Raw genomic sequence first — 19,542 nt, 5'->3', positions numbered from 1 at the left:
GCATAAGTCCTGCCTGCCGCCACGGTCTGATTATAGCCGATGCCCCTTTTTTTTGTCAAGAGGGGAGACAACTTTTTCAGCGGCTTGAAACGGAATTTTTTTGGAGAATTGCAATCCGGGACAACTGGATAACTGGAAGATGGGATATTACTGATTTATCCACTGAGCAAATGAATAAGGGCTATTAGCCAACTGACGACACAAACAGGAATCAACTCGATGAGAGAACCGGTTAAATTGCCCGATAATTCTGCAACCGATATGGCGGGCGTCGGCGTTTCCGATGAAAACCTCGGCATTGTTTTACAGCGAGGGGGGGAAGAATTGCTGCTGGTGAAAGTCAGCGATCGCTTCACCGTCCGTCCGGTAGATCCAACCGCCTACCCGGAGTGGTTGAACCAAATTCCCGCAACCCACAAACAGCGAGTTCCCAACAGCAAACTGGAAGAATTTACCGTAGACCCCGCCGAGCTAGAATCTGCCATGCAGGCGGCGCGGGGATTAGAAGAAGTTGCCTTTGCCAGTCACCTGTATGGGGTAAAAAATAACCCGGGAATGTTGGTGTACCTCAGCGATGAGGTTACGATTCAATTTAGCACATCGGTGGAAGAAGCGCAACGGGAGGCGATCGCCACTGAGGTGGGACTCACCCTCAACAAATCGGTTGCGGGCATTCCCAACACCTTTGTAGCAGTGGTTCGACGCGACGCCACCGAAAATCCGGTGAAAATTGCCAATCGCCTGATGCGACACCCAGACATTCTAACGGCGGAACCCAATATTATTTTCACCACCCAACCCCACTATCGGCCACGGGCCACCCACTACCACAAACAATGGTATCTGCACCACGATGGCGGATCGAACCTGGCGCTCAATTCCCATATCAGCGCGCAAAAAGCGTGGGATATTACCCGGGGGATTCGGTCCGTGGTAGTGGCGATTACGGACGACTCGATTGATTTGAACCATCCGGATTTTAAAGGCGCGGGTAAAATTGTTGCCCCGCGAGACTTCAAAGGAAAAGACTTTTTGCCCTTACCGGAAGAAGATTCCGATAATCACGGAACCTCCTGCGCCGGGGTTGCGGTAGCGGAAGAAAACGGTAGCGGTATTGTGGGGGTTGCGCCGGGATGTGCCTTGATGCCCATCCGGACCACTGGCTATTTGGATGATGACTCCATCGAGCAAATTTTTGATTGGGCGGTGACGAAAGGCGCGTCGGTGATTTCTTGTAGTTGGGGCGCTTCGGCGGTGTATTTTCCCCTGTCCTTGCGCCAGCGGGCGGCGATTACCCGGGCGGCGACGCAAGGGCGCAATGGTAAAGGTTGCGCGATCGTGTTTGCGGCGGGGAATGCGAACCGTCCCACCAATGGTACGGTAGAAGAAAGCGGCTGGCCGAATGATGTATTGAAAGGCCAGACGAAATGGTTGAGCGGGTTTGCGGTTCATCCGGATGCGATCGCGGTTTCGGCATGCACCAGTTTGAACAAGAAAGCAGCATATAGTAATTGGGGCAATTCGATTTCGGTTTGCGCGCCCAGCAATAATGCGCCGCCGGGGATGTGGTTGCAGGAAACCGGGCCTGTGAATACGCCGCCGGAAATTCAGGAGTATTTGTCCGGGTTGGGGGTATTTACCACGGATCGGGTCGGATCTAGTGGCTATGATGCTGGGGATTACACGCCTTATTTTGGCGGGACTTCTAGCGCTTGCCCGGTGGTAGCGGGGGTAGCGGCGTTGGTGTTGTCGGTGAATCCCGATTTGACGGCGGCGGAAGTGAAGCAGATTTTGCAGCAAAGTGCGGATAAAATTATCGACCCGGATCCGGATCCGCAGTTGGGGATGCGCTTGGGGAGTTACGATCGCCAAGGTCATTCCCAATGGTTCGGATATGGTAAGGTGAATGCTTATAATGCGGTGCGGCGGGCACAGCGGTTGTTTGCGGTTCCCCTGCGCGTCACGCGCCTTTTGAGCGAAACGCAGTCGCGATCGCAGGAGATTCCGGACTATCAAGAAGGGAACAACAGCCTGTTTCCGTTTAATCTGTTTGGCAAGGGCGATCGCGGGGGATTGCGGAGTGAGATTATCCTAGGCGATGGGAGTCCGGTTTGCGATATCCGCGTTAGCCTGGATCTCGAACACAATTACCTGGGGGATGTGGAACTCTATCTAATTGCCCCAAACGGTAAAATGGTGCAACTGCAAAGTCGCACCTTGGGGAATAAAACGCGCTTGCAGAGGACTTATTCTCTCCATACTACGCCGACGTTACGTCAGTTGTTTCATCAACCCGCCCAGGGAACTTGGCAGCTATGGGTGGTGGATGGCGTTCCCGAGGATACGGGCAAGCTGAATCGTTGGGAATTGACAGTTAGCGTTTAATCTGGTGGGCGAGGCGAGAGGAGGGGCTAACCGTTACATGGGGTCTGTCCTTTCTCTCACGGAAAACCGGTCCGCTGGCCGGTCTATTTTTTGGCCGTCTGGTTTCCCCTCTAGTTTAGGGTTAGACTGCTGGAGTGAGGGAGTACGATATCTCCTCACTCCAGCTAGCAATTTGGGACGATAAGGACGAGGGTTGTTCTTCTGTAGAGGTTGATTCCACGGGGTGGGCGCATCTGCTAGGGCTTACAGGAGGGCGATCCACTGCGATGGGAGGTAGGGGAGGAAAGACATGCATGAAGTTATATGTTTTGCGGTGACACCGATCGCAAAATCACGCGATCGCGATCGCTGTAGGGGAGAAATTTAAGTGATGTTCGGCTTTGCTTCCTGCCCGCCCTTCACTTTTATCTATAATTTCACCAAAGCTTTACAATTTGTAATTGACAGAGAGGGGGATTGGGGTTAAATTAGGTATATTACCCATAAGTTTATGAGGCGAGGGTCAATCGAGTTTCCAGACGCGAGCGACCTCGCGGGAGTTCCCTTTGCACACTCGGATGTCACTCGTTCTCAAATCAAAGCGCCGATGGAAATGGATAAAAAAGGTCAATTCCTCTCTAGAACTACCGTAATGACAGGGACGGTTTGTTTGCCAAGCGATTTCCAACCCCCACAAGTAGCGGTGATAGCCAATTGGGGGCGCAGGTGAATTGTCTACATGGAGAGGGGAGGCGATCGCTCCGTATAGCGTGTTTCTGTCAGTTCCATCCGCCGCCAGAAAAGTCCTCTGGCCACAATAAATAGTCGGGAGACAGTATTCTCGCCGAGAACCGAGGGTAAACAATCGAACAAGTATGTCGGAAGAAAAATTCCGACAATGTAACCTGCATAGTCGAGGGACAATCCCCCCACTAACATACAGCAGGCTAACGACAAGCTGCATCGAGTCAAATATTATCGCGACACAAGGAGTCGAAAGATGAGTCAAGAGTTTGTCAATCGCGTGGTAGAACTAACGAATCAAGAACGGGCGAAGCAAGGTTTATCGCCGCTGACCTTAAACGCCGAGTTATCGGAAGCCGCCCTCGAACATAGCACCAGTATGGCCTTAAATGATTTTGTGGGTCATAGTGGAAGTGATGGGTCTCTGGTGGGCGATCGCGTAGGCCGGCAGGACTATATATTACAGCTTGTGGGGGAAAATGTGGCTGCCGGTCAAACCACGCCAGAAGAAGTGGTCGCCGGATGGATGGAAAGTCCGCAACACCGGGAGAACATCCTCAAGCCAGAATTTGAAGACATTGGCATCGGATATTATTTCCTGGAAAACGATACTGGCGAGAAGAATCTCAACCACTACTGGACGCAAGTGTTTGGCGATCCGTACCTGAATGGGGTACCCATTGACATCAACATTCCCAATCTCTCTGCACGTCCTACCAGCGCGACTCCCACCTCAGAATCGCCGGTTGCGCCGGAAAACAACCCATTCTATATGGAAGGGTTTTTTGACTTAACCGCCAACGCCAGCACTCCGGACTTGGTTCAACTGACCCCTGGGGCGCTGAACGGATCGGCAATGGGATTGCGGGCCCTGGGGGGGGATGATGTGATTCTCGGTTCGCCAGATGGGGAAACCATGAATGGCAATCAAGGTCGCGATCGCCTCTACGGAAACAACGGGAATGACTACCTGCGCGGGGGCAAAAATAACGATGAAGTGTTGGGAGACGAGGGGGACGATATCCTCAATGGCAATCACGGTAGCGATCTGGTCTATGGCGGAAATGGCAACGATATGGTTCGCGGGGGTCGCGATAACGACTATTTATTCGGCGACGCCGGCAATGATGTGTTAATTGGCGATTTTGGCGCGGATCTGCTCACTGGAGGTGCGGGTGCAGATGTCTTCGTCCTGCGATCGAGTACCGTGGAAGGTGTGGTGCAAAACGAGTATGCCGATTGGATTACTGACTTTAATCTCGCTGAAGGAGACAAAATCGGTCTGACCGATGGATTGACCGAAAACGATATTAACTATCTCGGCGTCCTCGATGTCAATAATAATGGGGTGAATGACGCTATCTTGCAACTGAAATCTACAAACGAGATTTTAGGTGTAGTGATAGATATCGGCGTTCCGTTTGGATTGGCCGGTCAGTTTGAAACCGTCTCTGCAGATGTTTTGGCGATGGGATAAGCGCGATCGCCCTCACTCGAAACGGATCGGAGGTATGCCATAGTCCCTGCTTGTCAAAAAGTGCGCTCGAACCGGCCTAATCTCAACCGAGTTTTTTTATACGAACCGGTAAGTTACCCCCAAGAAACTCCACCTGGCACCCCTGTCTGTCGGTTCCGAACCTTTTTCAGGGGCGGGTTTGTCAAAATGTTAGTCCCCGGACCGATAATATCGATAAATCCGCCCTACCGATAAACCTACCCTGGCAAATATTCCCGATGAAACAATCCAGGGCGGAACCCAAAACAGGCAAGAGGAGATTCTCACCTCTGCTGCATGCAATACCATCTTGAATATTGTCAAATTCAAGGCTATAGGCGCAGTGGAAGACTCAAACTTCCTCACTCACTTGCGAAATGGAATAAAACCCCAGTGGATAAAACTGGGGTGACACAAAATTTTTTCTCCTCTTGCGCTATATTTATTTTCGGCGGTTTTGCCTGGATGTTCCATCCGCAAAATAGCTGAATCTAAATCAGCAATTTGGCTGATGTGGGAATGGTGCAAACACGATACCCCCCATATTTAGGGAAAAAGTAACGACCCCAGGGCATAACACTGGGGTCGTACAGGGTGGATCGCCTAGATAGCTATTATTGTGGCAGTGTAATTCCCCCTGCATCCTCAACACAATCCCTGCGTTTCCCATCAGTTAGGGTGCGGATGGAAGTTGCCCGGTGGGCCGCGCCCCGGGTGGTTTCGGTGACGCCACTTGCACCGCGATCGCCTATCGCGTGGGAAGCAAATCCTCTGAGTCTTCTTCCTCCATCGGTGGAGTATGATGGAACAGTGAAGGTTGTTCGATGCTGGCAAGGGCAATCAACTGATGCAACGGGCTGGTATTTTCACGATAGAAATTTCCTCCTAATACCAGCAAACCCACTATTGCGCCGACAAAAGCACTGGGAATAATCAGGTTCCAATCGCGATCTGCTCGGTTGCAACCTTTAGTTTTGCCACACCATTGCCCTAGCCCTCCCCCTTGTATGTTCTCGATTTGCGCGCTCAACCCGTGGGTTTCAAAGCTCGAGTGCATCCAGCTTTCTGGTTCACCCTTTTTCATAATTCCTACCCGATCTGTACGCCAGTGGAAGTCCCCTTCTGGATCCGGATGTCTGAAATTCCGGAACTCGCGAACCCTTCCTTTTATTTCTGTGGGGAAAACCCTGATTTTTATGCGCTCAACTGGCGGATGTTTGCAAAACTTTACAGGTAGAGGGGCGGATCTCGCTTCTGACAAGGCGATGGGCTTGACACCACTCGAGGGTTTTGGTAAAAAGGGATTTAAGCGCAGCAGCCAGTCCCCGCGTGGGACACCTGCGGCGTCCCGGTTAAAATGAGGGGCAATCATTCTCGCCCTGTTTAAAGAATCCACAGCTCTCGATATTTCATTTCAATCTTAGAGGTGGAGTTGGCAACACAATCCACCCGACTTCCCCGAAAATTAATGCGAACCGGTTGGTTTCAGAGGGTGGGGGTTGACAAAAAAGTGGGCGATCGCGTACAATGAAACCGTAGGCTCAACCAGGACGTTTGTGCAATGCTTTGATTGCACTATGGCCGAATTCCCTAACGATTATCCTCATGGGGCGGTGGGATTTCCCGCGCGATTGTGCAACTCTCCCGGCCAGGGTTAATGGGGGTTGGGCCCTAGAAAAGGGTAGGGGGTTGACAAAAAAGTGGGCGATCGCGTATAATTAATACCTAGGCCAACCCATAAAACAAAAGCAATTTATGCATTGCAAAAGCGGGTGGGCAAGGAGTACGACAACGCGAGAGTGGGGGGGGGTAGGCCAGGGAATTGATTCCCTGGCAGGGGAAAGCCACGGGTAGGGAACTTAGCTGCGCGGGCGGACTAAGTTATGGGAAGATGCGGTAACGAAGTTAAGCGCGATGGCGCAACTTGAGAATCTCGCTGGCCAGGGAGAGAGATTCTTCAAAGAGGATATCGCGACCCCAGCGCTGTAGCTGCTGAGAGAGGAGATATTCCGCCTTTTGGTCAGTGAGGGGAGTCACCTGTTCCGTGCGGCAGTTTTGGGCGCTACCGCCGGCTTCCATGCGCATGCAGCCGGTGGTTTCCGAGCATAAAATCGTGCAACAGTTAGCATTGCAATTGGTAGAGAGCAGACGCAGACCCACCAAATCCCCGGGAATTTCGCCCCAATCAGCGGTAGGGATAGCAGCCAACTCCGCCTCAATCTGGCGATCGCCCGGACCTGTGAACTTCACCCGCTTGATATCGTAATCCCCATCTTCCTCCGTGTAAGACACAGGTTTCCAACCCAAGCGAGAAGCCAGCCAACCGAGAAACAGCAACGCTTGCGCCGCATTGCCCTTTTCGTAGTCAATCGTCACGCGATCGAGTTCCACCAAAGACGCGCGACGTTCCGGGGGATCGAAAGCAGAAGCAGTCAATTCCTGCCAAGAACTGAGGCGGTGCCAATTCAAATCCGCCACATAAGTTTCTTCCTCGATTAGCTCGTGCATCTTGAGAAATTCCGACTCCGGATCGCTGAAATAGCAAGAATCCATAATAATGCAATTGCAAGAATTGACCAAGTGTTGGAACAACTCCTGTTCTGGATTCGGCGTCGCCTTCCACCAGACAAACTTAGGCAACTCCGGAATCATCAGAGAAGACACCAGATCCCCAACTCGTTCCAGAGCCTCCTTAGTCCCGCGCAAGGTAATATATTCGCAGCAGACCAGATTGCTGCTTTTTTGCAGGGGGCAATAGGCAGAGACTTGAGCCGTGACCCCTTCATCTTCACCGAGGATCGGACAGAGGGTGATGATGCGGCAAGGATTTTGAGAAGCGATCGCCTCGCTGACGCTAAATCCGCGCGCATTCAGATTCGAGAATTGCGTCTTTTCGGGGGGAAGCTTCGCGTACTCTTCGCGCAACTTGTGCAACGTATTCGGACCGACCCGACCCGTGACCCGCAGATCGTAAGTTTTCTGAGCCTCGCGGACCGCCGCCTTAGTTTTTGAGCCATGAAAGCCATCAATCGGGCCATCATAGAATCCCAGCGCCGCCAATAACTGCTGAAATTCCTCCGGTTCGTAAACCACCATACTAAACGTCGCCGCACGGGTGGCAACTGGAGCGGTCTTCCCCTCATTTTCCGTATGCCAGATGCGACTCAGTTCCGCCTCGATTTCATCGAGAGAAATATCCTTGGGTTTTTGCAGAGCAACAATTGGAGTAGCCATATTGATTGTATAGATTTAATCGTGAGTGTTTTGATGAGAATAGACGCACAGAATCAAGCCAAGCAAAGCGCCTAGAGTCTGCGCCAGCGATGACCGTTACGATTGAGCAACAACTCCGCTTCCACCGGTTCCCAAGTGCCCGCCTCATAGAGCGGCATCACTTCTGGAGGAGCCGGCGCATCCCACACTTGCAGCACAGGTGTCAGCACCCGCCAAGACTCCTCCACCTCATCAGAGCGAGTAAACAGCGTTTGGTCGCCTAACATGCAGTCAATCAGCAGACGGCTGTAGGCATCGGTATTCGCCTCACCGAAAGCCGTTTCGTAACGGAAATCCATATCCACCGATCGCGTCCGTAGAGAATTCCCCGGCGTTTTCACCTCAAAGCGCATCGAAATCCCTTCATTGGGCTGAATACGCAAAGCCAGCACATTAGGATTAGCTTGTTTCGCCGCCGACTGGAACATCAGAAACGGGACTTCGCGGAAGATAATTGCAATTTCCGTCACCTTTTTCGGCATTCGCTTGCCCGTCCGCATGTAGAAAGGCACCCCTTTCCAGCGCCAGTTATCGATATTGAGCTTCAACGCCGCATAAGTCGGCGTTGTCGAATTCGGGTCAACCCCTTCCTCATCCCGATATCCCGGAACCTGCTGACCCTTCATCCAGCCCGCCGCATACTGACCCCGGACCGCCGATCGCTCCAAGTTTTCCACATCCGCCAAATGAGCGGCTTCCAGCACCTTCACCTTTTCATTGCGAATGCTATCCGCATCCAGAGAATTCGGCGGTTCCATCGCCGTCAGGGTAAACAACTGCATCAAGTGGTTTTGCACCATATCCCGCAGTGCGCCGGCAGATTCGTAATAACCCGCCCGACCTTCCAGGCCCACGGTTTCGGCTACCGTAATTTGCACGCATTCCACAAACTGACGGTTCCACAACGGTTCAAAAATCGCATTAGCGAACCGAAAGACCAACAGATTTTGCACCGTTTCCTTACCCAGATAGTGGTCGATGCGGTACACCTGTTTTTCCGAACAGACCTGCTGCACCACCCGGTTGAGCATCTGTGCCGAACCCAGGTCGTGACCGAAGGGTTTTTCAATCACCAACCGTTGTTTTTCCGGGTCAGAGAGCATACCCGCTTTTCCCAGTTGCATCGACGCTTCCGCGAAAAACCGGGGAGCAACAGAGAGGTAAAAGACCCGATTGCCCCGGGTACCTCGTTGTTCGTCCAGTTCGGTTAAAAAGGAGTTGAGTTTGTCGTAGCTGTCTGGTTTATCGATATCGCCCGGAGAGTAGAATAATCCTTTGGCGAAATCGTCCCACAACGCTTGCGAGCCGATGCCGCCGCCAAAGTCCTCCACTCCTTCGCGACAATGTTCCCGGAAAAAATCGTGACTCCAGCCTCGGCGGGATACCCCAACAATGGTCAGTTCTGGGGGAAGTTTGCGTTCCAACTTCATTTTATAAATCGCCGGCACCAACTTGCGCTGAGTCAAGTCCCCAGACGCGCCAAAAATGACCAGGATTTGGGGGTCGGGGATGCGGTCTTGTTGTAGTCCAACGCGCAGAGGATTTTCTAGTAGTTTTACCATTGACTTGTGTGGTTGCGATCGCCAAAAGTGCTTTACCGATAATGTGAGAGAGTAAAATCCAGCCAGCAAAATGGGAAATGGGAAGGTGAAACCTCCAGCCGATTCCCCATTGATGACCGATCGGGTAGATTATGCCGCTGCTAACTGCTTGACTTTCTCTTCGAGAGATTTCATCAAGGAGTCAAATGGCTGAATGAATTTTTCGATCCCTTCTTCGAGCAGTTCTTTCATCACTGCATCCAGGTCGATGCCCACTTCCGGCAAGCTTTCCATCAGCTTGTAGGCTTTGTCCACCTCGCTTTCGATGCGACTACCGCCCACCTGGCAATGATCCGCGCAAGCTTCGATGGTGGAGGGGGGCATGGTATTCACCGTATCCGACCCAATCAGCTCGTCTACATAGAGTACGTCGCTGTATTCCGGGTTTTTGGTGCTAGTGGAGGCCCACAGGAGCCGTTGCGGGTTAGCTCCTTTTGCCGCTAAGGCTTGCCAAGCGTCGCTCTCGATGATTTCTTTGTATTTTTGATAGGCGATTTTGGCATTGGCGATCGCCACTTTCCCTTTCACTTCTTCCAGTTTCGCCTTTTTATTCAGCTCAGTGACATGCTCGAGCTGCTCGTCGATTTTCTCGTCGATTTTCACGTCAATCCGACTGATAAAGAAACTCGCCACCGAGGCAATCTTGCTAATATCTTTCCCCGCCTTCACCCGCGCTTCTAACCCGCGAATATAAGCCCAAGCTGTATCTACATAGCTTTGCACGGAAAACAGCAGGGTAATGTTTACGTTAATGCCTTCAGCAATCACTTTTTCCACGGCGGCTAAGCCTTCTGGCGTGCCCGGGATTTTCACCATCACATTATCCCGCCCGATTTCGCGATAGTAGCGTTTGGCTTCGGCGATGGATTGTTCTGTATCCCGAGCGATATTCGGCGGCAATTCAATGCTGACATATCCATCGAGTCCATCGGTTTTCTCGTAGATGGGGCGAAACACATCGCAGGCGTTGCGAATATCTTCAAATACCAAAGATTCGTAAATTTCTTCTACGGATTTACCCGCTTTTATTCCCGCTTCGATATCGGCGTCGTAAATTTCATTGCCGACGATCGCCTTCTCGAAAATCGACGGATTGGAGGTCAGACCCATCAATCCTCGGCTTTCGATGAGCTGTTTGAGTTCGCCGGATTCGATGATATTGCGGGTCAAATTATCCATCCAGATGCTTTGACCGTATTGTTCTTCGATTTGTAGTAAGGGATTGGTTGCCATAGTTGTTCTATTCTATGCTTGCGATCGATTGTCATTGTAGGAGTTTTCCAGCGGGATGATGACTATCTGAGGTATGACCGCAGACAGATTCCTCCCGATTTTCACTTCCCGGCGGCGGGTAGATTTCCCACCTCCTCGGGGGTCGCCTCCGGCAAGTCATCAAATCCTCACGAAGGAGCCGTCAAGCTTTCGGTTTGCTCCCGGGTTCGGTCTTGGATAAACGACTCCACGAGTTCCACATCCTCTTTGCTCCCGATAATCACCGGGGTGCGGGTATGCAGTTTCTCGGGCACCACATCCAAGATTTCCTCCGTACCGGTACTTGCCCTTCCTCCAGCTTGCTCCACTAAAAACGCCAAGGGAGCGGTTTCGTAGAGCAGACGCAATTTCCCGTCGGGATTTTTCAGGGTTCCGGGATAGAGAAATACCCCGCCTTCAAACAAAATTCGGTGAAAGTCTCCCACTAACGCGCCGCCATAGCGCGCCGTATAGCCTTCGTGGCGGTGAACGTAACGGATGTAGTCGCGAATGGATTCATCCCACTGCCAAAAATTCCCTTCATTGACGCTGTAAATCGACCCATGCTCGGGGATTTGAATATTTTCCGTGGATAGGATAAACTCGCCCAAGCTGGGGTCGAGGGTAAAGGAATGCACCCCATTGCCAATGGAGTACACCAACATGGTACTCGGACCATACAGGATGTAGCCGGCGGCTAACTGTTTGCGTCCGTGTTGTAGCAAGTCTTTTGCCTCTCCATTCTCATCCGTGCCTTCTTGCTGGCGAATGGAAAAAATAGAGCCGATGTTCAGGTTGCTGTCAATATTGGAGGACCCATCGATGGGGTCGTAGAGGAGGGTATAGCGACCAATGGGGCAGTTTTCGGGAATGTAGTAGGGTTTATCCATTTCTTCGGAGGCTAAGCGACAGACTAAGCCACTTTGCTTGAAGACGGAGATAAAGACCTCGTTGGCATAGACATCCATTCGCTTGACGCTTTCGCCCTGTACGTTGACATCGCCAGTAAAGCCGAGTACGCCTTCTACCAATCCCGCCCGACTCAGGCGACGGGACACCAGTTTGGCGGCGAGGGCAATGCGCCCCATTAAGGCACTGAGATCCTGAGCTTCCGCAGAGAAGCTCTGTAGTTGCTGCAACACGTGACGCGATAGGGTGGTGCAGTCTCTATCCAGGGCGTGGGTTTGTTTGACGAGTTTATCTGCGTCTGCCATTGGGTTTTCCTCCTTTTGGAGTGGATCTGTGGTTTCCGGCGGGCGAGGCTGGCGGGTCATCCGCAAGGGGGCTGAATGCTCAGTCGTCCTTTTTTCTATCTTAAAGACCCTTTTGCTCAAGGGGGATTAACTTTATGGGAACTATAGAAACTGTGGGGGTGCGGTGAGTATTTTTGCGGATTTTAGGGGGCGATCGCCCGCTTATGCAAAAAGTGGGTCAAAAGTCTGTTACTCTCGATACAGATTAACGAAAATTCACGAAATTTGCCCGCACCACAGCTTAGACCCACACAAAAAAGGCCGACTTGTGGTTCAAGCCGACCTCTCGAGGCGATGCGATAAGGGATTACTCGATGGAAATGGACTGCGGTCCACTGCTGCTGCGGTTCCCGTTGCTTTCCGGATCCGCGTAGGTGGCACCGTTGCTCGAGGCTCCTTGCTGTTCGAGCCAGCTTTTTACCGGGTCATCCGACAGGTTGAGACGGAAAACTCCGGAAAAAAACCCGCCTAAAAAGGCAACCGGGTGTTGGGTTAATTCTTCCATTACCGGACGAAGTTCGTCGAAAAACATAGGATGTCTCCTTGTACTGGCACTGCGATCGCTTCTTCTGGGATCCTAGCGCGTCTGGTTATTTTTTGGCTCCGAGGCGGGGGTGTGGCGATCGCCACTCACCCCCGAAGTGTTCCCCCCACAGAAAACGCACTCCTGTGAGGCTCTACTTCCCCACAACCTATGACTGGGGCGTGTCTTCCGGTAACAAGCACTTATCCGAATCGCACCCCGCCGGACCGGCTTCGAGCATTTCTCCGCGATCGTATTGACTGAGCGCTTGGTGAAAATCAGCGATTTTGCGCCGTTTTAACACCCCGTCCAAACATGCCTCGTAGGTGGCTTTATCCACTGGCTCAAAGGGCAATCGCGGGAAGGTTTGCAGGTCGTCAAATCGCGCCAGCAGGGCGGCACTGATGTAACCTTCGTCATCCCGAATCGCTTCGTAAATCCGGGTTCCGAGGGCTTCGATTTCCGATTCGCGCAACTCGATGGTGGCGCTACTGTTATGGGTGGTGTAGTGGCGCTGAACTTGCATGTAGAAGTCGAATTGCGCCAAGGCGGAAAATTTGCTGATGTCGATGTCATCGCATCCGGGTAAATCGGCCCAAGGAGTCGCCACGGGAATTTCTACCAACCATTCGCAACAGCGCGGGTCAAAGGGGTCATCGAGCAGATTGCCCAAATCGTCTTTATCCGACTGGGAGGGTACTACGTTATAGCCGTAGTCGATACAGGCGAGGGCTACGGGGTCATTCTTGCGGAAGGTAATCCGGCGAATGAATCGTTGTGCTTTCGGGGGGTGCCATCCGGGAGAGGCCCCGGTGAGCAGAGATTTGGTCCCACTGGGCTGAATGGTGGTGCAACGGTTGGGGCGGCGCAAATTGTGGCGATCGCAGTAATCCCACACTTTGGCGTGAACTATATCCCGCCACCGGGTTAAATATTCCCGTTCTAACCGCTTGAATTCCAATCCTCGTCCGCTGTCGGGCCGCCCTTGTTCCCACCAGCGCAACCAGTCGGCCCCAAAGGCTTGCACGAAGAAATCAAACAACCCGGTAAAGGAGACTCCTACAATCGGATCGATTTGCCGACTGTAGTGATAGCGAGGTTCGGTGAATTTGTGGTTGAGCAAAATCGCCACAGACAAGGCACCGGCTTTAAAGGCGTCTTCTTGGGCTTGATGGTCTTGCGGGTCGATTTGATTCAGATGGATTTCGGCGAGGTTGCAGTTTCCGGTGAGGGTGTTGCCAAATACGCCTTTATGGAATTCGGGTTCGTTGAAACAGTAGGTTTCGTGGAGTCCGGGCAATTCCTCGACGCTTTCAATGGTTTGCCGATCGCCGCTTATCTCGGCGCGATCGCCGTTGCGGATATCCAACCGCTGACAGGGAATTTCGCCGCGATCGCAAATCTCTATCGCCGCGATGTTTTCCCCGAATCGGTCTGGGTGAATGGTCGAATGCAGCCCACATTTGGTTAACAGCAGTTGCACTCGTCGGGCGCTACGTTCTTGCAGCCCCTCAATCCAAATCCGGTTGGGAGTTGCAGTTCCCTTGGCGTCGGCTAACCCGGCGATAAATGCCAGAATCGCTTCTTTCTTCCAACGGGCGATCGCATTCAATGCCTCTGGGTCGGTTTTCAGGCGACGCACCACCTCTGCGCCAAACCCGACTTCCGCTACCGCTACCGCACCGCTCACCGCCGATGCGGATCGATCGTTGCCTTGGGATGTAGAGACATAATTCATCGCGTCTCCACCACCGACATTTACACCCAAAGCATAAGCGCCAGTCGGCTCGATATTCAGTCCGTCCCCATAGGCGATCGCAAACGGCTCGGTATGCAATATATAATTGCTCCCCGCGAGCAAATCTTTGGTTTGCACTTCGCGATATTCCGTACCCTCACCATCGCTCACAAAGAACCGATGATACTCTGTGGCATCGAGATAGGAACCATCGCCAAACCGTACCCGGTACAATTTCTGGGCCTGGCCGGTTTGGAAGGGCGTCACCTTGCTCCAGCGTTTGCCGTTCCAGATGTGGATTTCCGCGCCCACTGCATCTTTAATCGCCTGCATGCCTTGGCGAGTAATCAACAAGGTATCCCCTGCCACGCAGTGGAAATTCGCACCAATGATTTCCAGGGTTGTTATCCTAAAGGCTTTTTATCCTTTAGTTCTACTGCTTCGTGAATTCGCAGTAGCTCGGCGTACATTTTCAGTGCTTTTGAGAAAAACACTGCCCCGCACTCGTGGAACTATATCGACTCGATATAGGCAGACAGTAGCCTGCGGATTATAGTCTTTGCCAACGCGCGCCGCTAAATAGCACAATTGAATCGCATCCGGAAAGCAAAGGTTCACCTTCTACGCTCTACGGTGTCAAAGGCGCTTTAATGCCTTTGATTACCTCGGTATTAGCATCTCAGCTTCTACCGATTTTACGGGGTTTTTAACGTGAGGCTAAATCCTTAACCACACGGGTTGAGACCCAAGCGGGCCAACCGATGCTCTAACTCCTGGGGAGGTAAATTTGGGTAACGGGTTTTCAACCACTCTTTTGCTTCAGAGCGATCGTAAGCGACCAGAAAATCGTGCTTTAACTGCGGCGTAGAGAGCAAATCGCAATTTGCCCGGGCAACCGCTTCCCCCGCCCACTGAATGGCACCTTCGCCAGAGTAATACTGTTTGCGAACAGCAGCGATCGATTCGTCCCGGGAAGGTTTGCGATGAAATACCCGGGAATGGTTTGCCATTCGCAGGGCATCCCGTTCCGGGTCAATCCGCCAATTGCCATTTTCATCGCATTGCCAGAGATTATCTTTCGCCGTTGCTCCCAGTTCGTCTTTCGCGTCAAATTGCCGCATGCCGGCACTGTTGTGAACGAGTAAACCACTGGCAATGAATTCGCGATCGCTCTCAACTTCAATGTCAAACGTCTCTGCTTGTCCTGCGGGTACAACTAACTGCACCTCTAAAGGCAGCCAATGAGGATTAACAATGTCCTCAGACAGTAGAGTATCCCAGTTGGCATCGCGCATTGGCTCATCTTTTTTGCTGAGATTGATAGTGGAGGTGGTGTTGTTAACACTGTTCCCTCGCCCACCATCAGCCATTGCTTCTTGAATGAATTGATGGGGCAAACTCAAGCCATTGTTCTTCTGCCCACAAATACGAAATCCTGCGTCACCCATCTGTGGGTTTACCAGGGCCACCGCATTGACTTGAGATTGAATTGCGCGAATTTTCAGCCAATGAGTGCCTTCGTAAACAGTGTCACGGTCTGGAAGCATTTTGGAGCCGCGCTCATGTAGGGTTGTCGTAATGCCTAAAGACAAAGCCAACCGTTGAACCTGACGCAAAAACTCTATGTTGTTAGAGTTCAATAAAACATTGCGCGAGGGGTTTGCGTCAGTATCGGCTAACCCGGCTAGAAATGCAGCGCGAATTTCTTCAGTTCCGAGCCAAACAAATTCGGGAACGATAGGAGTTTGCGAAGGCTGCTTGTATTGAATCAGTTCGTCAGCCAATTCTTTGCGGTGAACCTTGATATACGCATGGTTCTGATGAAAGCTAATGGCTGGGGTATAACCCAGGCTTTTGAGAATACGGAGGCATTTTTGACCGAGAGGGTGGTTCAAACGTTCCTTAGAGAAGGCAAAGGTGACAGCGCCGCCACCCTCATTAAGACGTTTCAAATCAGCATTGCCATTGCCGATAAACAAGCCCACTAGCCACGCATAGTCAGCGGTTGCACAGGGCATCCCTTTGCGGTGAGGCACGGAAATCAAGCGATCGCCCGGTTGTAGTTCGCCTGCATACTTCCAAGTGTAGGAGTGCAAGCCATTGTAAACTGCAACGCGATGGTTAGCCGTACAGCGAATCGCAGTTTCGCGAGTCCGAATCTCGACGACATTTTGTACGCCTTGTACGAACTTATTCGTAACAGGCTTGTACTGCCCAGAAGAAGTCAGCACCAGTTCGCCGATGGCAACATCTTGGATAGGCTTCATGCCTGAAATCGCTGAAACCCTTTCCCCGTAAGCGATGCAGCGGCGAATGTTCCCGGCCACGATCGTAGTAGCTGCTTCATCAATTAACAAGCAGCACTCCACCGAGGTTAGCTGACGGCCCACGGCTTTATTGAGAATTTCCGCACAGCGTTTGTAGAGGGAAGGCAGTTTTACCGGGTTGGCCACCCCGCCAAAACCTTTGAGGACCTCGCCGGCAGGGCGGACATCGCTGAGGTTGACTTGCACTCGAACTTCCCCATCAAATCGCTCGTCCGTGGAGAGTTCGAGGAGGGCTTGATAAGAACCGACCCATCCGTGACGGGAGTCTCCCACATAAAGCGTGACCTGATTGCCATCCGCGATCGCTTCCGTGGTTTCCCGACGCTGTGACATAGGGGTTGCGCCGATTTCCCCCACCAACTCCACCTGTAGTTGGTTGCGAATTGGAGGCAATTGGTGGATATATTGCGGTTCGAGAACAGCGCCGGTACCGCAGCCCATCATTGCCAAGTCCATTAACAACCCAAACGCGCGCCAGTCGCTAATGTTGCTCGAAGAGCAGTTGTAAGCGCCGGAAAAGTTTTGCGGTTGCTCGATCCACTCGGTGCCCCCGATCCACAACCAGCGACCGGAGGAGAGGGATTTCAGGGAGCCTTGCATCCGGTGCAGGAGGGAAACCTCGTCATCGGTGAGCTTGCCGAGTTTGGCCAAAGCGCCGATGGTGCGATCGCAGACCTCCGCCCAGGTTTCCCGTCCCTGGGGCGTCCGGCGAGAGTACGTCCTAAAAAAAACCGGATTGGCCACCGGGGCCGTTTCCGGAAAATCGCTCTTGTGTTCAATTCGTTCTAGTTCTCGAACCATAGGTAACCGTCATATCCGATCGGGACAAGTTTATAGATTACACTGATTTTGGCTCGCAGATCTAGTGCTAAATTTGGAAAACCATCCCCAATTTGCACTATTAGTGGGGGCACCGACTGGTTTGCGCCTGTGGTCCCCATCGGCGTAATTGGTACGAACGCTTACCTTAAGTTGTACTGACAATCGCATTACTTGCCAGATTTCTGCTTGAAATAAGCTTCCAAAACTTGACGCACCATTGGCGCGGTGACGCTACCCCCGCCACCGCCAGAATGTTCGGCAAAGGCCACCACCACGATTTCGGGGTCGTTCAGGGGTGCATAGCCGCCATACCAGGCATGAGAGGCGCGTGGCGGTGCTTCTGCAGTGCCGGTTTTGCCCGCATTGGGGGGGAGTGTGCTGACGTTGAGCGCCTTCCCAGTGCCGCCATAGACCACTTGCTGCAATCCCGCCTGCAACACGTCAATGGTTTCCGGCTTCATCTGTAAAGATTCCCGCCACGCGCTGGCTTCGCGATTGTCCGCGAGCAAATGCGGTTTCACCCGATAGCCCCCATTGGCGGGTACTGCAAACATCATGGCCACCTGTAGGGGGGTGGCGAGCAGATATCCTTGACCGATGGACATATTTACCGTATCGCCCACCACCCATTGTTCGCCGATTTCGCGGAGTTTCCATTGCGGATCCGGCACTTGGCCGGCATCTTCTTCCGCTGTTAATTCAAAGCCGGTGGGGCGACCGAATCCATATTTGCGGGTCCATTCAATCAGCCGTTCTCCGCCGAGTTGCAGGGCCACTTGATAAAAGAAGGTATCGCTACTCCAGGCTAATGCGCCGACAAATCCTAATGGGCCAAAACCGGCGCGATTCCAGTCCCAAAATCGCAGACCGGCGACGGTGACGTAGGGATAGGTAGGTAGCACCGTATAGGGGGAAAATTCGCCGGATTCCATCGCCGCCGTGGCGGTGACGATTTTAAAGGTACTTGCCGGGGGAAAGCCGCGCAGGGCGCGATTGACAAAGGGGTGGTCTTCGCTTTGCAGGGCACTCCATTGTTCGTCACTGATGCGGGTGGAAAAAATATTCGGGTCGAAGGTGGGACGAGAGGCCATTGCCAAGACGGCTCCATTTTGCGGATCGATCGCCACGATCGCTCCTTGAAAATACCCCAAAACCCGCTCGGCGGCTTTCTGCAGTTCTAAATCTAAGGTTAATTGGACGTCCTGGCCGGATTGAGCAGAAGTTTCTCCCAGGAGTTTGAGAATCTTGCCGCTGCTATCCACCTCTACGTGTTGTCCGCCCCATTCGCCGCGCAATTGGTCTTCAAAGGCCATTTCCACGCCCATCTGCCCGATCGCATCCCCGAGACGATAGCCGCGCTCTTTGAGCACTTCTAAATCCAAATAATCGATTTCTCCGGTATATCCCAAGGCGTGGGCGGCGACTTTCCCGTGGGGGTAATGTCGGACCGCTTCTACTCCCACTTCGACGCCGGGCAATTGGGCACTGTATTCCTCTAACGCCGTGGCTTGTTCTGGGGTGATAGTGCGGGCAATTCGCACGGGGAGGGGGGAGTCATAGCCGGTTTTTTCCAGGCGATCGAGCAGTTCGGATTCGGGGAGTTCGATCAGGGCGGATAGCCGTTTGAGGGTATTGGGCCATTCCTCTGATGCGAGGGCCATCGGCCAAATAAAAACCGTGTGGGACAATCTCGAGGTGGCTAATAGTTTGCCCTTGCGATCGAAAATATTACCCCGCACCGGCTGCTTCGGAATCCCGCGAATCCGATTGTAGTCTGCTTGGGTGCGGTACGCTTTACCTTGAATCAGTTGCAGGTAGGCGAGGCGCGACCCCAACGGACCCAACATCAACAAGCTAATGACAATGGTCAGTAAAATGAAGCGGAATTTATTTCCCACCGTGCGATCGCGGGATTGAGGGGGAAATGAAGAAGACTGCATCAAAGTCATAAAATAGCTAAGCAGCAACGGCGGTATCGTTGGATACGTAATTAGCATAGCAATGAATGGTATCCAACGTCTATATCCGAGATGCACAAAGCGATCCCACCATTTTTTCTCTAACGGCTTTCCCCTCTTAGCTTCTCGGCGGGAAGCCCCGCGCTCTACCCGTGCTTGGTGAGCGTCGGGATGAGAGCCAGGGGAAATGGAG

General features: G+C 52.5%; 14 protein-coding genes. 4 read left to right on the top strand and 10 right to left on the bottom strand.

Annotation, left to right across the window (positions count from 1 at the left end; translation table 11 throughout):
• Positions 1–188 (top strand): hypothetical protein (locus AC0QH1_RS07655; RefSeq protein ID WP_324630434.1); only part of this gene is annotated, 188 nt, incomplete at its 5' end.
• 31 nt (positions 189–219) lie between these two features.
• A complete protein-coding gene (locus AC0QH1_RS07650; RefSeq protein ID WP_324630433.1) occupies positions 220–2,385 on the top strand; it encodes a S8 family serine peptidase in 2,166 nt (721 codons plus the stop codon).
• Between the two features lie 714 nt (positions 2,386–3,099).
• Here the strand turns inward: AC0QH1_RS07650 and AC0QH1_RS07645 are convergent.
• The gene (locus tag AC0QH1_RS07645) at positions 3,100–3,336 is read right to left on the bottom strand and encodes a hypothetical protein (RefSeq protein ID WP_324630431.1); all 237 of its coding nucleotides are present in this window, start codon (positions 3,334–3,336) and stop codon (positions 3,100–3,102) included.
• Positions 3,337–3,364: 28 nt separating this feature from the next.
• Here AC0QH1_RS07645 and AC0QH1_RS07640 point away from each other — a divergent pair, with 28 nt between their 5' ends.
• Positions 3,365–4,585 (top strand): CAP domain-containing protein, encoded by a 1,221-nt coding sequence (locus tag AC0QH1_RS07640; RefSeq protein ID WP_324630430.1) that lies wholly within the window; start codon positions 3,365–3,367, stop codon positions 4,583–4,585.
• 766 nt (positions 4,586–5,351) lie between these two features.
• Here the strand turns inward: AC0QH1_RS07640 and AC0QH1_RS07635 are convergent.
• From AC0QH1_RS07635 to AC0QH1_RS07610, 6 genes are all read right to left on the bottom strand, one after another.
• A complete protein-coding gene (locus AC0QH1_RS07635; RefSeq protein WP_324630429.1) occupies positions 5,352–5,687 on the bottom strand; it encodes a hypothetical protein in 336 nt (111 codons plus the stop codon).
• Positions 5,688–6,508: 821 nt separating this feature from the next.
• Complete coding sequence (gene opcA / locus AC0QH1_RS07630) at positions 6,509–7,837, bottom strand: glucose-6-phosphate dehydrogenase assembly protein OpcA (RefSeq protein ID WP_324630428.1); 1,329 nt, start codon at positions 7,835–7,837, stop codon at positions 6,509–6,511.
• 71 nt (positions 7,838–7,908) lie between these two features.
• The gene (gene zwf / locus AC0QH1_RS07625) at positions 7,909–9,438 is read right to left on the bottom strand and encodes a glucose-6-phosphate dehydrogenase (RefSeq protein ID WP_324630426.1); all 1,530 of its coding nucleotides are present in this window, start codon (positions 9,436–9,438) and stop codon (positions 7,909–7,911) included.
• Positions 9,439–9,567: 129 nt separating this feature from the next.
• Positions 9,568–10,710 (bottom strand): transaldolase, encoded by a 1,143-nt coding sequence (gene tal, locus AC0QH1_RS07620; RefSeq protein ID WP_324630425.1) that lies wholly within the window; start codon positions 10,708–10,710, stop codon positions 9,568–9,570.
• Between the two features lie 167 nt (positions 10,711–10,877).
• A complete protein-coding gene (gene fbp / locus AC0QH1_RS07615; RefSeq protein ID WP_324630423.1) occupies positions 10,878–11,942 on the bottom strand; it encodes a class 1 fructose-bisphosphatase in 1,065 nt (354 codons plus the stop codon).
• A 346-nt stretch (positions 11,943–12,288) separates the two neighbouring features.
• Positions 12,289–12,513, bottom strand: coding sequence for a ssl0294 family protein (locus tag AC0QH1_RS07610; RefSeq protein ID WP_324630421.1), 225 nt, complete (start codon positions 12,511–12,513; stop codon positions 12,289–12,291).
• 3 nt (positions 12,514–12,516) lie between these two features.
• Between AC0QH1_RS07610 and AC0QH1_RS07605 the strand changes: the two genes are divergently transcribed.
• Positions 12,517–12,654: a hypothetical protein gene (locus AC0QH1_RS07605; protein WP_324630419.1), complete on the top strand. Its 138-nt coding sequence runs from the start codon at positions 12,517–12,519 to the stop codon at positions 12,652–12,654.
• 19 nt (positions 12,655–12,673) lie between these two features.
• On the opposite strand, the gene nrdJ is transcribed toward AC0QH1_RS07605, so the two are convergent.
• The 3 genes from nrdJ to mrdA all read right to left on the bottom strand — a co-directional run.
• Positions 12,674–14,611, bottom strand: a complete 1,938-nt coding sequence (gene nrdJ / locus AC0QH1_RS07600) for a ribonucleoside-triphosphate reductase, adenosylcobalamin-dependent (protein ID WP_324630417.1) — start codon at positions 14,609–14,611, stop codon at positions 12,674–12,676.
• A 356-nt stretch (positions 14,612–14,967) separates the two neighbouring features.
• The gene (locus AC0QH1_RS07595; protein WP_324630415.1) at positions 14,968–17,370 is read right to left on the bottom strand and encodes an LAGLIDADG family homing endonuclease; all 2,403 of its coding nucleotides are present in this window, start codon (positions 17,368–17,370) and stop codon (positions 14,968–14,970) included.
• A gap of 188 nt (positions 17,371–17,558) precedes the next feature.
• Positions 17,559–19,542 (bottom strand): penicillin-binding protein 2 (gene mrdA, locus AC0QH1_RS07590; protein ID WP_324630413.1); only part of this gene is annotated, 1,984 nt, incomplete at its 5' end.

The sequence above is a fragment of the Phormidium sp. CCY1219 genome, assembly GCF_055795085.1.
The sequence above is the reverse complement of the archived record's forward strand: the minus strand, read 5'-3'. Positions and strand labels throughout refer to the sequence as shown.

Coding starts and splice junctions, on each gene's coding strand:
- AC0QH1_RS07640 (WP_324630430.1), top strand. CDS start 3,365: ATGAGTCAAGAGTTTGTCAATCGCGTGGTAGAACTAACGAATCAAGAA.
- tal (WP_324630425.1), bottom strand. CDS start 10,710: ATGGCAACCAATCCCTTACTACAAATCGAAGAACAATACGGTCAAAGC.
- AC0QH1_RS07610 (WP_324630421.1), bottom strand. CDS start 12,513: ATGTTTTTCGACGAACTTCGTCCGGTAATGGAAGAATTAACCCAACAC.
- opcA (WP_324630428.1), bottom strand. CDS start 7,837: ATGGCTACTCCAATTGTTGCTCTGCAAAAACCCAAGGATATTTCTCTC.
- AC0QH1_RS07605 (WP_324630419.1), top strand. CDS start 12,517: ATGTCTCCTTGTACTGGCACTGCGATCGCTTCTTCTGGGATCCTAGCG.
- AC0QH1_RS07595 (WP_324630415.1), bottom strand. CDS start 17,370: ATGGTTCGAGAACTAGAACGAATTGAACACAAGAGCGATTTTCCGGAA.
- AC0QH1_RS07650 (WP_324630433.1), top strand. CDS start 220: ATGAGAGAACCGGTTAAATTGCCCGATAATTCTGCAACCGATATGGCG.
- zwf (WP_324630426.1), bottom strand. CDS start 9,438: ATGGTAAAACTACTAGAAAATCCTCTGCGCGTTGGACTACAACAAGAC.
- AC0QH1_RS07635 (WP_324630429.1), bottom strand. CDS start 5,687: ATGAAAAAGGGTGAACCAGAAAGCTGGATGCACTCGAGCTTTGAAACC.
- fbp (WP_324630423.1), bottom strand. CDS start 11,942: ATGGCAGACGCAGATAAACTCGTCAAACAAACCCACGCCCTGGATAGA.